Genomic DNA, 13,874 nt, shown 5'->3' on the forward strand with positions numbered 1-13,874 from the left:
TTAAAAATTTAGACGATACTAAATCCCGAGTAAATTGGCTTCTATTCTTTCTATTTAATCTAACTCTCTAAATTAAATTATGAATCACACTCATGAAAGAATGGTTGTACAAAATCACTCTCATTTCCCTTATAATTAGCATTAGGATGGTCGAGATCAATGACTCACTTCTCCCTCATTTTAATCTTTGCGATTTTCCTAAAAAGGTTTAATTATTTTATTAGGTTATTAAATAAGGGTAGAATTAGTCTTTTTTCCAGGAGTCAGATTTAAAAATTTTAGTCGTCGATTAACCTCTTATTTTCAACTACGAGTTTTCCAGCTTTAATTACGTTTCTAACTTTTGAAATATCTCTTATGTTCTCTACTGGGTTCCCGTCTAATATTAGAATGTCTGCATCTTTATTAATTTCTATCGCGCCTGCATTAATTCCAATGGCTGAAGCTGAATTATACGTTGAAGCTTTTAACGACTCAACTGGTGTCAATCCTCCTCTTTCTACCAATAAAACGGTCTCCATCCAATTCTTTCCCATATCTATCTCCTCTAACCCTGTTTCAAAACCGAGATCAGTTCCAGATATTATGGTAACTCCATATTCCTTCGCTTTCCTAACAACGCTTGCGATACTATCCCTTACATAAGTAATCTTTTGTAGACCCCATTCATCTACTCCTATTTGCTTACCATACCTGTATATTAACTCTTGTATTGTGAGTGTTGGAGTTAACGTTACGTTCTTTTCTTTCATCAACTTTAATGTTTCATCCTTAAGTAAAGTTCCATGTTCTAACGTTTTAACTCCCGCTTCTACAGCTATCCTAGCACCCCTATCTCCATGTGCATGTGCGGCTACATAAGTATCTACTTTTTCAGCTTCATTAACTATCGCTCTGATTTCCTCATAACTTAATTGTGGATGTTCTGGTTTATCTCTCTGTGATAGCACACCACCAGTTGCGAATATTTTGATGAAATCAGCCCCATCTCTTAAAACTTTCCTAGCTGCATGGGTACATGACTCTACTCCATCACAGAACTCAGAGAAGCTCATTGCCATTGAAAATTCCAATGGGATATCATGGCTTAATTCTCCGTGACCGAATGTTTGAGTTATTGGTTTTCCAGAAGCTAATATTTTAGGTCCTCTTATTATTCCCTCATTAACTGCTCTCCTTAACGCTAAAGAAATAGTTTCACCACAATCCCTTATGGTAGTAAACCCAGAAAGAAGCAATTTCTCTAACCATTTAGAAGCGCGAAGTACCCTGTACTCTGGTTTTTCAAACATTATTTTTAATAAGCTCCCGCCCTTAATTCCAGAGAGATGTATATGAGCATCTATTAATCCTGGCATCACAAACATGTCTTTAGCGTCGACTTCCAACTTTGCAGGACGATCTTCTTTAGATATCTCAACTATCTTATCGCCTTTAATGTAAATATTGAGTTTTCCTATTACCTCCTTACCGTTAAACACATTACCATTCTTAACTGCTAAGTCCAAGTTTTATTCACCTACATTCATATTTTCTAATATCATTTATTTTAACTATATTATTCATAAGTAATAGGACCATCAACACACATATAATACTAAATTTTTTCTCATGTGATGGGCTTTGACGGGTTGTATAACTCACGTGAGTATCGCTTATCACAGTGTAGTTTGAGACTCTTCTAATCCTCATCCTTAATGAGGAAGTATTTAGAAGTCGACTTAATTTTAAAGTTCTTATCTTAGACAAGACCTTCATTTCTTTCTTCATAACAGTACTCTTCTTTAATTATCCTTAAATCTTTTAGCGATCCTAGGTTTGGACACTAACGTCAATAAGTTAGCGATGGTAAAAAAATTGTTCAAATGACAATAGCTACTCGCAATTCCTCTCATCTTCATGTTTTCGAATAATCTGAATTCAAGTACACAGTTATGTAAGTTTAAGTATTCTTTATTTTTAAAAGGAAATGTTGTCTGATCATGTGTTGTTCATTACTACATTAATAACAAGCAAAATTTGTAGGTCTTTATGATACGATAATTTGATATACTTAGTTAATGAAGATTTTGGATTTTGGTTTATTTAACTATAAGTTCTTTTATTCTGTGGTGTGTTTGATCTGGTTTAACACATTCTGGTTGCTATGAGGAGATTGTAGGAGATAGTGTAGATTTTGAAAATCATATTAAAGTAATACTATTTTTAATCTTAAGTCATATTAAAAACGCTTCAGTGCTTATTAACGTCTCTTCTTACAACGTAACTTTCTTAAATCTAAGCCTCACATGAATATATGCTAAGGATAGACCTATTAACATTGAGATGATTATAAGTTCAAGAACGCTAGGGCCTATTATCAGATTTGCTGGAGAGTACAAATTCAAGCCTTGTATTACTATAAGCAATAATCCTAAGATCATTAAACTAATTATAAGATACTTAACTCTACTACTGATGTCTTTGAACTGAAGTCTTCTTCTCCATAGCTCTCCAGTGGCATAGAATAGTACTATTCCAAAATCTATCAGAGAGAATTTAATTAGTGCGGTATAAAGAAATATTTCCCACCATTTAATTAAATTATTTGATTCATATAATTGAATGAAAATGAAGGAGGAGTAGAATATCATCCAATCAATTAACCTACTGTTCTTAAACGGTCCATAAATTCTGACCCAAGGCATCTTTTGAACCTCTTTAAGTCCTGGATCAGCGGTCTTGTTTATAATTCTAACGGGATCCTCAAGGTACCACATAATTCCTCTGCTCTTTCTTATATTTCCATCATAATCAAGTTCGAAATTTTTTATTAGTCTACCGAAGGGAAAGAACAATTCTACACCTCTATCAGTAGGCGACGTTAATAAATCCAATGCAATATGAAGAAATATACCTAAACCCAAATAGAAATTAAAGTACGTAATGGCAAGAGCGAAGAAGATATTATGAAACAAGGCTCTATGTAACTGATATTTTGCGAATATTTTTCTCCTTGTGAAAACATATTCTCTATCCAAATCTGGAATTGAAGCACCTATGCCTACTAGTACGGCCAATGTTACATCATTGTGAAATAGAACCAGTCCAACTGCCAAAGCTAGAGCTATATGCGTATTCAGATTCATGTACAAGACTATTTACATATTTATATAAAAATTTATTTGAAGCTCAAATTTAATTGTTTCACACCTCACATAATTCGACTAGTAAATTAGTGTTATTAAGTCTTCTTGTGATTTCATGGAAATAAAGTAATGTTTAGATACCTTTTGCTTGATCATACACTATAGTTCCAGATCTTTGAATATATTTCGGTAAAAGGTGATACGAAGCCCTTGTGTTAGTGAACTCGTACTATAAGCAGAAAAGTTATCTTCTTCTCGCTACTAGAATTATTCCTATTAGAATTGCTACAATTATGAATGTAATTATAATAATGAAAAAGATATTTATTGAGAGCTCTAGTGTTTCTACAATTGGCTGATAGACAGTAATTTCTTGATTAGGTGATATGTTATAAGTTCCAATAAATTTTCCAGTTTCATAAAATGGAATTTGAGCGCTTAATGTTATATTTGATCCCTCAGTAACCCAAATTGAACCATTTATCTTTTTACCATTTAAGAGAATCGGTACTGGTGAATTTATGCTAACTTTGTATTGTTTTATTGTACTAATGTTGATCAATAGAGGCATCGTTACGTTAATTGTGGAAGAGGGATATATTGATGATATTATAAACCTCTCATTATTAGAGGGATAGTATGTATAGTTAACTACGTTAATGGAGGTACCTTGTTTAAACCAGTTAGTCGAATTTAACTCTACCTCTTTTCCGTTTATAATTGCAATGGCGGGTATTGTAGAATTTACTTTTACTAAATAGTAGTAAGTGTAATTAGGTATTATTGTAAAATTCTTAAACCAGCTATATGTGGGTTTTATAATGCTAGGATAGTTTCCGTTAAGTATTGCAAAAGATGAGGAGTTAAAGGAGTAGTTTAAATAAAAACTTATTCTAACGGGAGAGTTAACGTATCCTACAAAGTTCGTGGTCAAAGTATCATTTAATAGAAAAGGCACCTTATCGCTACTAATATTTAGAAAAAGAAAACCTGGGATTGAGGGAGTGAATTTATTGGTTAATAAGCCATAATTCGGAGTGCCAACAATGACATAAGCATCTCCGTTACTATCGCTTATGTTAACATGTAGATTAGTAGCTGATTCTGCAGTATCGCTACCATAAGTATATACTTGGGAAAATGGTACCCAGATACCATCTTTCATGTAAAATAAGGCTAAATAAGAGGACATTTTTAAAAACGTAGTTGTCTCACCATTGCCAAATCCACCCCATACTAATTCTGCGTCAAGCTGATTCCCTAAATACGTTACAAGGCCGATGCTTATGTTAGGAGTAGTTTGATTATTTATTACGATTGAAGCTGACGCTATGTTACTTATTGGAATAAACACTTTGTCGAAAAATACTGGATTTGGTGGAAGAATTCTGTTCCCATTTTGTAAAATCACATAACCGAAATTGATTCTTATTCCCCCATTGGTATGTGTCTCATTGATAATCAGATAGAAAGAGAAAGGAAAGCTGTAGTTTATTTCGTAATATCCTGTAGCATAGTATGAGGAATGAGAAAATATAGTGTATGTGGAATATATTTTACCACTACCATTTATATTGGTTATCCCAGAAAATGGACTGCTGTTGTTCCAAATATTATCTCCAAAAAACATTATACTCTCATTAGTTATGAAGTCTGCCACATTTTGCAACCAAAAATAGTATTGCTGACCAGACGTCGTGTTCACCTCAAGCATTACGTTTAACTGTAGTGAAGCTCCATAGGGTGGAACTTCTAATTTTGTGGCAGAAGCATTATATGCAAGTAATGAAGTTATATTAGCATAACCTAGTACTCCATTTGTATAAATTGGTCCATTATACGATGCAATTCCAGTAGGTAAAGAGAGAATAACAGTGGGTAATAACGAGGATAATAGAAGAAGTAATATGAAACCCTTTTTCACAGTAAGAAAACGCTCATTAAATAATAAAAACGTTTTCCTAAAAAATTATACGCAGGCATACAATCTATACGATATGTTTAAAACTCAAACCTTTCTCATCTCTCACAATAGAATTCTACATTGATTGCAGATCTTTTATATAAATGAGAAATGATTAAAGAATTATTCTTAGGATGTGGAGGAGGTCAAAAGGAGATTATTAATTCTTTTTATCATATGCACTTCCTTAAACGTGTAAAACGTTATTGCTTCTCCTAATCTTCCCATTCTTCCTGTTCTTCCAACTCTATGTATATATGTCTCCACATCTCTTGGCGTATCGAAATTTATTACCTTATTGACATCTATTACATCTATTCCCCTGGAGGCAAGATCAGTCGCTACCAGAACGTTATATTTACCTTTTTTAAATCCATAAAAGTTCTTTAATCTAATATGTTGTGGCATATCTCCGCTTAGTAATCCCACTTTTATTCCCTTATCCTTCAACAAATAGTATAATTTTCTGGCTCTATCTCTGGTTCTGGTAAATACCAAAATCTTTTCTCCGTCTATTTCTTCCAATAGCTTAGATACCTTATCACTCCAATCATTTCTAACCTTGATGAATTTCTGTTTTACCTCTTCAACTGGCTTATATTCATCTAAGATTATTTCCTTTAAATCCGCGGAGAATTCTCGTGCGAGTCTCATAATTTCGTCCGGTATTGTGGCTGAAAAGAAACCTATAATCTTTGGATTAGCGTGATTTAGAATCATTCTTATATCATCAATAAAGCCCATATCTAACATTCTATCTGCCTCATCAACTATAACCATATGGTATTGGGAGAAATCTATTTTTCCTTTACTCCATAAATCTAAAAGTCTTCCAGGCGTGCCAACCACAATTTTAGACTGCTTTTGTTCGTCATAGCTTACACCACCTATTATTAAGCTAACATCCAATTGTTTGTACTTTCCGAGCTTCATTATTTCATCAAGAATCTGCGAAGCCAATTCTCTAGTTGGAGACAAGATAAGGGCACTAATGTTTAATTCTAGAATCGGAATTACGTAGGCAGCTGTTTTTCCAGATCCTGTTTTTGCTTGAACTATCACACTTCTGCTGGATAATAATTCTGGTATAACACTTTCCTGAACCTTTGTAGGCTTACTGTAGTTTGCTTCTTCTAAAGCCTTTCTTAGGTCTTCACTTAGATTTTCAAACATATTAGGTAAATGCGTCTGTTCGACATAATAAAGTTATGTAAGAGAAGGGAATTTACAAAAATTGCGGGCAGAAAGCTTCGCCTTTTTAACGGTAGTCCCCAAATTCAATTTATGAAAAATATTACTTGAAATTTATTTTAAGATAACAGAAAAGAACACGAATTAAAACTCAAGAAACAAACTGAACTCAACGAGAGAAAAATACTTGTGGGAGAGTAGGTAATACTAGAATAGTGATAATACCCATGAACCCCCTACCCTCCCACAATATAAACATTCAAAAACTAGCCTATATAACACTTTCCTTACTAAACTTCAAGGGAAGAAAAGGAGAAGAAACAGCAAAAACACTAATATCAGCTTCCATATGGCAAGACTCAATAGAAAACAAATCAAAAGAATACAAAACATCACCACAAACCATAAGAAATTACATAGAAGAACAAGGAATACAACTAGTAGACAAAATGCTACAAGAAATACAAAAAATTGCACTAGAACAACTAAAAGGAGTAGAGGAAGTGAACATAAGCATAGACTGGACGGGAATAAAATATTGGGGGAAAAAGGTAGAAGGACTAGGAAGCGGAGAAAAAGGATACCAATGGAACTACGCAACAGCAACAACAAAACACAACGACAAAACCATAATCCTAGCGTTCACACAATACACAAGTGGAATGAGCAAGGATGAGATAGTGAAAATGCTAGTGGAACAAGTCCTTTCCCTAGGATTCAAAATCGGTATAATAGCACTTGATGCAGGCTTTTATAGTATTGAGGTTATAAGGTTCCTCTCGCAATTCAAGTACATTATTTCTGTTCCAGTTGGTGATGTTAAGATTTATGATGAGTATGATGGTACTTATACTACAAGGAGTAAGAGGGAGAAGGATCAAGTTAGTTTTAGGTTGATTGTTCATGCCCGTGAGGTTACGAGGAAGGGTAAGTGTCGTGTTGAGTATGTTGCTAGGGGTACTAATCTTGATTTACCTAAACATGAGGTTTTGAGGTTGTATGATGAGGTTAGGAATCCCATTGAGACTTCTTATAGAGAGATTAAGAGTTTTCTTGTTTTTACTTGTTCTAGGAGTTGGGTTTTTCGCTTGTTTGTTTTCGTTTTAGCTATGTTTTTGTACTCTTTGTTCTTGTTTTTCAAGGGTGTTGTCAAGAGGGTTGATTTCAAGCTTTTCCTTGCCTTAATCTTTGTAAATGAGATAGAGAATGAGTTTATATCACGATTTATTAAAGTTATGGAACCGCTTTTTATTAACTTCAATTTATTTTTAAGGAGGTGATTTTAGGGACTACCGTTAAGGGCGGGGAGGAAGTCAGATATTAACTTTACCCAGATTTTCAACACCAAAGGCGTTTTGGTGCTATCAATTTTTGCGGATGGGGGACTTTCACCCCAAATGTTTTTTTGGAATTTTCAAAATTTACGTACTTTTTAATATTCTATTCATAGTAAAAAGAATACTAAATAGTTTACAAATATCCCAAAGCACCCAAAAGTCGTTAAAATTCGTTTAAATAAGTTATAAGAAAATAGATCATTTATGTGATATTAAGTGAGAAATCTCACTGGTAAAGTGTACGTAGTGGTAACTCGCATTTCCAATAAATAAAGTTTATCGTTTTTCTGCTTTTGTAAGTAAGTTTAAATTTAACACTCTAACTACATATATCTGCAATGAATAGTTCAAAACATTCACTAATTTACTCTGCAATAATCCTCGTATTAATGACGATTTCAGCTAGGGCTACAAATAATATGGTGACCACTACAATTCCCTTATTAGCTAAGTATACGCTTCAATTATCTAATTCTCAAGTAGGATTACTATCAGCTCTATTATTTACATTCAATTTTATCTCCACTACGTTTATAAACCCTAAACTTAATTCAATAGTTAGAAAAAGAGCCTTTATCATTTCCAATATAATCATACTAGTGTCGCTACCACTGTATTTCTTATCTAATGCAATAACAATATGGATAATCTCAATCTTTGCAGGAATCGCCTTTGGATTAATAATGCCTAATTTAATTACTGCAGCCAGCCTAGCAAACGATAAGAAGTCTGTTGAAAGATTGTTATCTCTCTATTCCACTAGTTTAAGTACTAGTTTAATAATAGGTCCCGCTTTCGAAGTCTTTTTACTGACTAAATATGACTATAGAGATGTGTTCTTGTGGTTTATTCCAATGGTAATTATAGGTGTTATAATATCCTCAAAGATTAAGTTTCCCGATGTAAAGAGAGAGGAAAGTGGATTTTCGGTTATTAAAAATAAGGGTCTAATAGCTGGGGCGTTAGCCATAACCACGTATAATGTTCCCTTTGCCGCATTTACTACTTTCTTAGCAATACTAGCTAAGGATAGGTTTAATTTACCTAACTTTGACGCATATTTAGTATTTTTACCATTTTATATAATGTCTTTCCTGACGAGACTTACAATGACCATTAAACCTTTTGAGAATCTTAGAATGCCGTTGTTGATCTCCATTCTTATAACAATTGCGGGCTTATTTGGTATATTATATGCTCCTAACTATCCAATATTCTTAGCAGTAATAGCACTCCTTGGGATACCTCACGGTTCAATATTTCCTATGGCTACCATAATGATAAGTAGGGCTACTAGCTTAGCTGAGAGAAATGCAGTTAACTCATATTTCTTAGCCTACAATAACATATTGTTCTTGATAGTCCCAGCAATAATTGGATTTGTATCTGAATTATTGGGATTAACAATCTCAATAACTAGTTTAATAATTCCAGTTGGAATTTCGGCACTGATTTTCTTTAAAATCTTCTGGAACGATAACGTATTAATTAAAAGATAAGAATAATAAGTTAAACTATCTTTAGCTATCACTTATTCTAATGATATTGTATGGAACTCTAGAAAACTAATGAGATTTAATGAGTTTCGAAAAATCTTTTAAACTCATCTCTTTTTCCTATTCTTAATGAATAAGTATCTTAAAATTGCTATACCTGCAATAGCGATACTTGCAATAGTTGCTATCTCAATACCTACAATATCTGCATTAATTAATTCCTCATCTAAAGTCACTGTGATCTCTGCATCCACAGCGGAGTCAATCTTTGGAGGTACGTGGCAAGTTCTACAAAACGAGACTTATCTAAAAGTATACCCTACGGAGAATATAACAATCTATTACGCTAATGGGACTAACGTTACTGTTCAATATCCTCATCAAATAAAATCTCTTAATCATGAAGTTCTGACGGGTAACATAAATGGCACTCACGTTATCATGATAATAAACTTAGCCCAATTTACTTCCAATGTAAGTAGATACGTATTCCCTGACATGTTTATCGATCATCATTTCGTAGGCGATAGACATGATTTCGCACTGATTTATAACTCGACTACTTACGACGGATATTATGTAATCTATTTTGCTTCAACTGTTCCACGTCCACATACGATAATGGTAGCCTATAAGGGATCAACCTTAATTGAAATATCATTAAATGGATATATGGCATCAATTTCGCAAATGGAACAGATATTAAATAATATATAAAAAGATGGAAAGATAAAATTTTTTCCTTTATTTTAGAGTCCAAAATATGGGATAGTTCTTCCAAATCCCGTCAAGTTCGCGACAACTGCTAATATTATTAATAATACGATTATTGTAAATCCGTAGATATCCACTTTAGTGAATTTGAGCTCTACTAGACTAGTCCTGCTGTTATACGCTCTAAAACCTCTGGTATCTGCGGATATGGCTAGGTTTTTAGCTCCTCTAAATAAGTAAACCATAGTGGGAACTATAGCTTGAAATATCGCGTAAACTATAAGTAATGAGGCGATGGGCTTAGGCTTGCCATATCCCAACCCCCTTATAAATTGCATTTTTACTGAGGTATCTAGTAATTCAAATATTCTAGGTATCATTCTTATACCCACTAACACTGAAAACGTAACAGCTATTGGTATTTTAATTTTAGTAAACATCCTAAAAATATCGGAACCAGTGGTAGTAACAATGAACAGTAATGCTGAAAGCAGAACTGGAGTCACCCTAAATGCTGTTTGAAGTCCATAAAACAAAGCTTGTAGAGTTAATTGTTGCTCATATCCCATTACTTGAAAATATGATGGAAAGGTCCATATCACAGTGAATTGCTTTACATTTGGAAAAGCCAGTTGTAAAACGCTAGGAGGAGTATATGGTGCCACACTCCACGTTCCTCCTATTATTGTAGATAAAGCTAAAAAGAAGGCATAGCCGAATTTTCTAGTTCCCTCATTCAGAGTTAAATAAGATAATAGAAGGGCTAATGTAAGTATACCGCCAATCCACCATATCGTAGTTGACGCTACAACCATAACTACTATGGTAAGTATTAGCTTAGTAACTGGATTTAGCCTGTAGAGAAATGTAGTTCCGGACTCATAACGAGTTATTTCCTTTAATCCAGTAATACCTACTAAGAATATTACAAATAACGCCGGTAGAGCAGAACCATAGAGTACAATTATCCAACTCACAATCTGATCAACTAAGCTGTTCATTCCTTATCACCCCTCCCAATTCATATTCCAAAGGAGGTTCTATCCCATATATAGTAGATTTGCTGAAAACTTCTTCTGGTTTGCCCTCCAATACTATTTTTCCTTCACTCATTATCATTAAACGATCTGCAAACCTATCTACGAATCTAGAATCGTGAGTTACCACAAGTATAGTGTATCCCTTATCTCTTAAGTCCAATAATTCCTTTCCTAAAATCTGCCTGTGATGCCAATCTTGTCCACTCGTTGGTTCATCCATTAGTATTAACTTTGCCCCTCCAGCTAGTACAGATGCCATAGCCACTCTTCTCCTTTGCCCCATCGAGAGGATTAAAGGGTCTTCTTTTCTATAAGCCTCTAAGGAAAATGATTTCAAGATATCCTCTAGCTTATTTGGGTCGAAATTCTTTCTATTTTTCATTGAAAATTTTATTTCATCTTCTACAGTTCTCTTCACGAACATTACATCAAAAAATTGAGGAAGATATGCGATATACTCGCCTCTAATAACTAATTTAGACTTGCTTAAATCTATTCCATCAATTATTATCTTCTCCTCTTCAACAATAAGCCTCTTCCTATCGATTAATCCAATAATGGCCTTTAATAACGTAGTTTTACCGGAACCGTTTTTCCCCATTAAGGCTGTAATCGTACCCTCCTTAACGGATATCTTGGTATCAACTATATATCTTCCAGTCTTAGTCTTTATTTTCACTCTAGCTGACAATATCTCTCTTTTCCCTTCAACCCTACTTGGGGGTTTGTAAGTATAGGTTTTTCTTAAATACTCATAATCTATTTTCTTAGAACCACTTTTCTTTAAAAATAACATATAATCTGGTACTTCTAAACCTAGAGAATAAAGGAGATCTGCCTTATCTACAATCTCGTCCTTTCTTAGGTCCATTGCTATTTTGCCATTATCAACTATGATAATTCTATCGACGAAGGGTAGAACTCTCTCTATTTTATGCTCAACTATGATTAAACTGATCCCCTCAGATCTAAAAGTTTTAATCAATTCCAATATTTCCCTAGTTCCTTGAGGATCTATATTAGATGTGGGTTCATCTAAAATTAGGGCTTTTGGTCTCATAGCTAAAACTGATGCTAAAATAGTTCTCTGCAGTTCTCCTCCAGATAAGGTGTTAATTTCCCTATCCTTCAAGTGGGTTATTCCAGTCACTTTCATGGCTTCTTCAATTCTCTTCACCATTTCATCTCTACTTATCATATAATTTTCAACGCCAAATGCAACCTCATCGATTACTGTATAATTGAAGGCTTGAGTATCAGGATCTTGAAGTAATGTGCCCACATATTTTGATATCTCATGTATGGGAGTAACCTTAACGTCAAGTCCAAATACTTTAACTTCCCCCTTAATCTCAGCGTTAATTAAATGTGGGATTACTCCATTAATTACGCTTGTTAGTGTGGATTTCCCGCTTCCCGATTTACCAGTCACTAATACTGATTCTCCTTCTTCTATGTCTAATTTATCTATAACTAAACTTGGTTTATCCTTTCCTAGATAGGTTACTTGCAAATCCCTTATTTCGACAAATTTCACTGTCCCACCGCTCTAGCTATCCTCTGTCCAGCTAAGGCTCCTAATATTCCTATTATCACATCTCCCGGTATGAAAGCTAACAAATCAAACTGAATAGTAGCCCAGTTAACAATAGCCCCGCTTATTAAAGGCCTAAAGAAACCTAAGTAGAATATGGGGTCTGGTATTGCATATAATATCCCAATTATTATACCCTCTAAGATTGCCAGTCCAGTGATTCTTTTAGTTGCAACAGAAGAACCATTACTACTCTTATAACCCACTCCAAATAATTTACCTCTTGTGCCAATTATAAGAAGATCCAAAAATAGCCCATATGTTAGTCCCTCATATATGGTGTACATGGGTTCTCCGCCGAAACCGTAGAAGAACAAGTCTGATAAGATATTAAAAATAACCAAGCTTAATATTCCAGTACCGGGTTTTCTCACTAAAGCTGCTACAATAAGGAGAATGAACATCCTTCCCCAAAATCCAACTCCTATGAAAGGTGTACTTGGCAGAAATCTACCAATGAAACTGCCTATGTAAAACTCCCATACTACGCTAAAAGCCGCACCCACTGCAATGTAAACTAAATCTATGGTAGTAAAGCTCTTTAAACCGAAACGTCTAGAGAAATAGAATACAATTATCAATCCTATTATGAAATATGCAGTTACTATTTCCCATGGTACCATCCCTGGTACAGATGTGTCGAACTTTATTCCATTGAAGCCCATATTTAAATAACGGTAGATATATTTATAAGGATTTCCTATATTGTTATTATAAACTATATAGTTTACTAATGGAAATACTTAACGACTTCCTAGAAATTTTTCATTAGTTGAAAATTTGCTCAGAACCTCTCTTAGATCCTTAACCTTATCTCCTATTTCTGGGTATAGGTTATTTCTATCTATTAGTATTGCATCCAAGTAACTTCTCTTAGCTCCAATGTAATCTATCTCATAGATATCACCTATATGTAGTGCTGGATAACCACCCTTTGAAATGGCGATACTAAAAATCTTGGGATTTGGCTTAACTACCTTTACCTCATGCGATAAGACTAAGTAATCAAAGTATCTTATTAATCCTAGTTCCTCTAATAGTTTCTTTGTCCTAGGAGACGAATTACTAACTAGAATCAATTTCAATTTCATACTCCTTATTGTTTCTAGGAACTCCACTGCGTCATCATAAACGAAAGCCTCTCCATCGCGTAAATCAGAATTTTTTATTACATTAACTAAATTTTCTTTGGGATAAACACCTAAATTGTAGAGAAACTCTTTGATATCAGTGGGTTCGGGATAGTTTAGCAAAGACATTGCCCTAACGTAAGCTCTGAAAACTTTCTTAACGTCTATATCGTAGCCATAGTCCTTAAGAATTTGGTGCAATTTTTCATAGAATGTAGGTCTAAATCCCACGAGCGTATATCCAAAATCAACGAAAATTGCACTATAAGACATACAATTAC

11 protein-coding genes are annotated in these 13,874 nt (G+C 34.1%); 3 read left to right on the plus strand and 8 right to left on the minus strand.

Features of this window, described 5'->3' with window-relative positions; translation table 11 throughout:
* Positions 1–278: 278 nt before the first annotated feature.
* The 4 genes from V6M85_RS01900 to V6M85_RS01915 all read right to left on the minus strand — a co-directional run bounded on the left by V6M85_RS01900 (position 279) and on the right by V6M85_RS01915 (position 6,264).
* Entirely contained in the window at positions 279–1,508 is a 1,230-nt protein-coding gene (locus V6M85_RS01900) for a metal-dependent hydrolase family protein (protein ID WP_338602290.1), read from the minus strand.
* Positions 1,509–2,255: 747 nt separating this feature from the next.
* Positions 2,256–3,128: a metal-dependent hydrolase gene (locus V6M85_RS01905; protein WP_338602292.1), complete on the minus strand. Its 873-nt coding sequence runs from the start codon at positions 3,126–3,128 to the stop codon at positions 2,256–2,258.
* 244 nt (positions 3,129–3,372) lie between these two features.
* Complete coding sequence (locus tag V6M85_RS01910) at positions 3,373–5,052, minus strand: thermopsin family protease (RefSeq protein WP_338602294.1); 1,680 nt, start codon at positions 5,050–5,052, stop codon at positions 3,373–3,375.
* Positions 5,053–5,220: 168 nt separating this feature from the next.
* A complete protein-coding gene (locus V6M85_RS01915) occupies positions 5,221–6,264 on the minus strand; it encodes a DEAD/DEAH box helicase (protein WP_338602296.1) in 1,044 nt (347 codons plus the stop codon).
* Positions 6,265–6,509: 245 nt separating this feature from the next.
* On the opposite strand from V6M85_RS01915, the gene V6M85_RS01920 reads away from it, so the two are divergent.
* From V6M85_RS01920 to V6M85_RS01930, 3 genes are all read left to right on the plus strand, one after another.
* Positions 6,510–7,562, plus strand: coding sequence for an ISH3 family transposase (locus V6M85_RS01920; protein ID WP_338598227.1), 1,053 nt, complete (start codon positions 6,510–6,512; stop codon positions 7,560–7,562).
* 395 nt (positions 7,563–7,957) lie between these two features.
* Positions 7,958–9,118 (plus strand): MFS transporter, encoded by a 1,161-nt coding sequence (locus V6M85_RS01925; RefSeq protein WP_338602299.1) that lies wholly within the window; start codon positions 7,958–7,960, stop codon positions 9,116–9,118.
* Between the two features lie 126 nt (positions 9,119–9,244).
* Positions 9,245–9,832 (plus strand): zinc ribbon domain-containing protein, encoded by a 588-nt coding sequence (locus tag V6M85_RS01930; RefSeq protein ID WP_338602301.1) that lies wholly within the window; start codon positions 9,245–9,247, stop codon positions 9,830–9,832.
* A gap of 32 nt (positions 9,833–9,864) precedes the next feature.
* Here V6M85_RS01930 and V6M85_RS01935 read toward each other — a convergent pair whose 3' ends face one another.
* The 4 genes from V6M85_RS01935 to V6M85_RS01950 form a co-directional block, all read right to left on the minus strand.
* Positions 9,865–10,830: an energy-coupling factor transporter transmembrane protein EcfT gene (locus V6M85_RS01935; protein ID WP_338602304.1), complete on the minus strand. Its 966-nt coding sequence runs from the start codon at positions 10,828–10,830 to the stop codon at positions 9,865–9,867.
* Positions 10,814–12,406, minus strand: a complete 1,593-nt coding sequence (locus V6M85_RS01940) for an ABC transporter ATP-binding protein (protein ID WP_338602306.1) — start codon at positions 12,404–12,406, stop codon at positions 10,814–10,816. The genes V6M85_RS01935 and V6M85_RS01940 overlap by 17 nt, the downstream gene beginning before the upstream one ends.
* Complete coding sequence (locus tag V6M85_RS01945) at positions 12,403–13,128, minus strand: hypothetical protein (protein ID WP_338602309.1); 726 nt, start codon at positions 13,126–13,128, stop codon at positions 12,403–12,405. The genes V6M85_RS01940 and V6M85_RS01945 overlap by 4 nt, the downstream gene beginning before the upstream one ends.
* Positions 13,129–13,206: 78 nt before the next feature.
* Positions 13,207–13,866, minus strand: a complete 660-nt coding sequence (locus V6M85_RS01950; RefSeq protein WP_338602311.1) for an HAD family hydrolase — start codon at positions 13,864–13,866, stop codon at positions 13,207–13,209.
* Positions 13,867–13,874: the final 8 nt, after the last annotated feature.

It is taken from the genome of Sulfolobus tengchongensis (assembly GCF_036967215.1).
In the GTDB taxonomy this organism is placed as follows: Archaea; Thermoproteota; Thermoprotei_A; order Sulfolobales; family Sulfolobaceae; genus Saccharolobus; species Saccharolobus tengchongensis_A.

What these genes read in the sequence shown, in the direction of transcription:
- V6M85_RS01925 (WP_338602299.1), top strand. Translation starts at nt 7,958, where the DNA reads ATGAATAGTTCAAAACATTCACTAATTTACTCTGCAATAATCCTCGTA.
- V6M85_RS01930 (WP_338602301.1), top strand. Translation starts at nt 9,245, where the DNA reads ATGAATAAGTATCTTAAAATTGCTATACCTGCAATAGCGATACTTGCA.
- V6M85_RS01920 (WP_338598227.1), top strand. Translation starts at nt 6,510, where the DNA reads ATGAACCCCCTACCCTCCCACAATATAAACATTCAAAAACTAGCCTAT.
- V6M85_RS01950 (WP_338602311.1), bottom strand. Translation starts at nt 13,866, where the DNA reads ATGTCTTATAGTGCAATTTTCGTTGATTTTGGATATACGCTCGTGGGA.
- V6M85_RS01935 (WP_338602304.1), bottom strand. Translation starts at nt 10,830, where the DNA reads ATGAACAGCTTAGTTGATCAGATTGTGAGTTGGATAATTGTACTCTAT.
- V6M85_RS01915 (WP_338602296.1), bottom strand. Translation starts at nt 6,264, where the DNA reads ATGTTTGAAAATCTAAGTGAAGACCTAAGAAAGGCTTTAGAAGAAGCA.
- V6M85_RS01945 (WP_338602309.1), bottom strand. Translation starts at nt 13,128, where the DNA reads ATGGGCTTCAATGGAATAAAGTTCGACACATCTGTACCAGGGATGGTA.
- V6M85_RS01905 (WP_338602292.1), bottom strand. Translation starts at nt 3,128, where the DNA reads ATGAATCTGAATACGCATATAGCTCTAGCTTTGGCAGTTGGACTGGTT.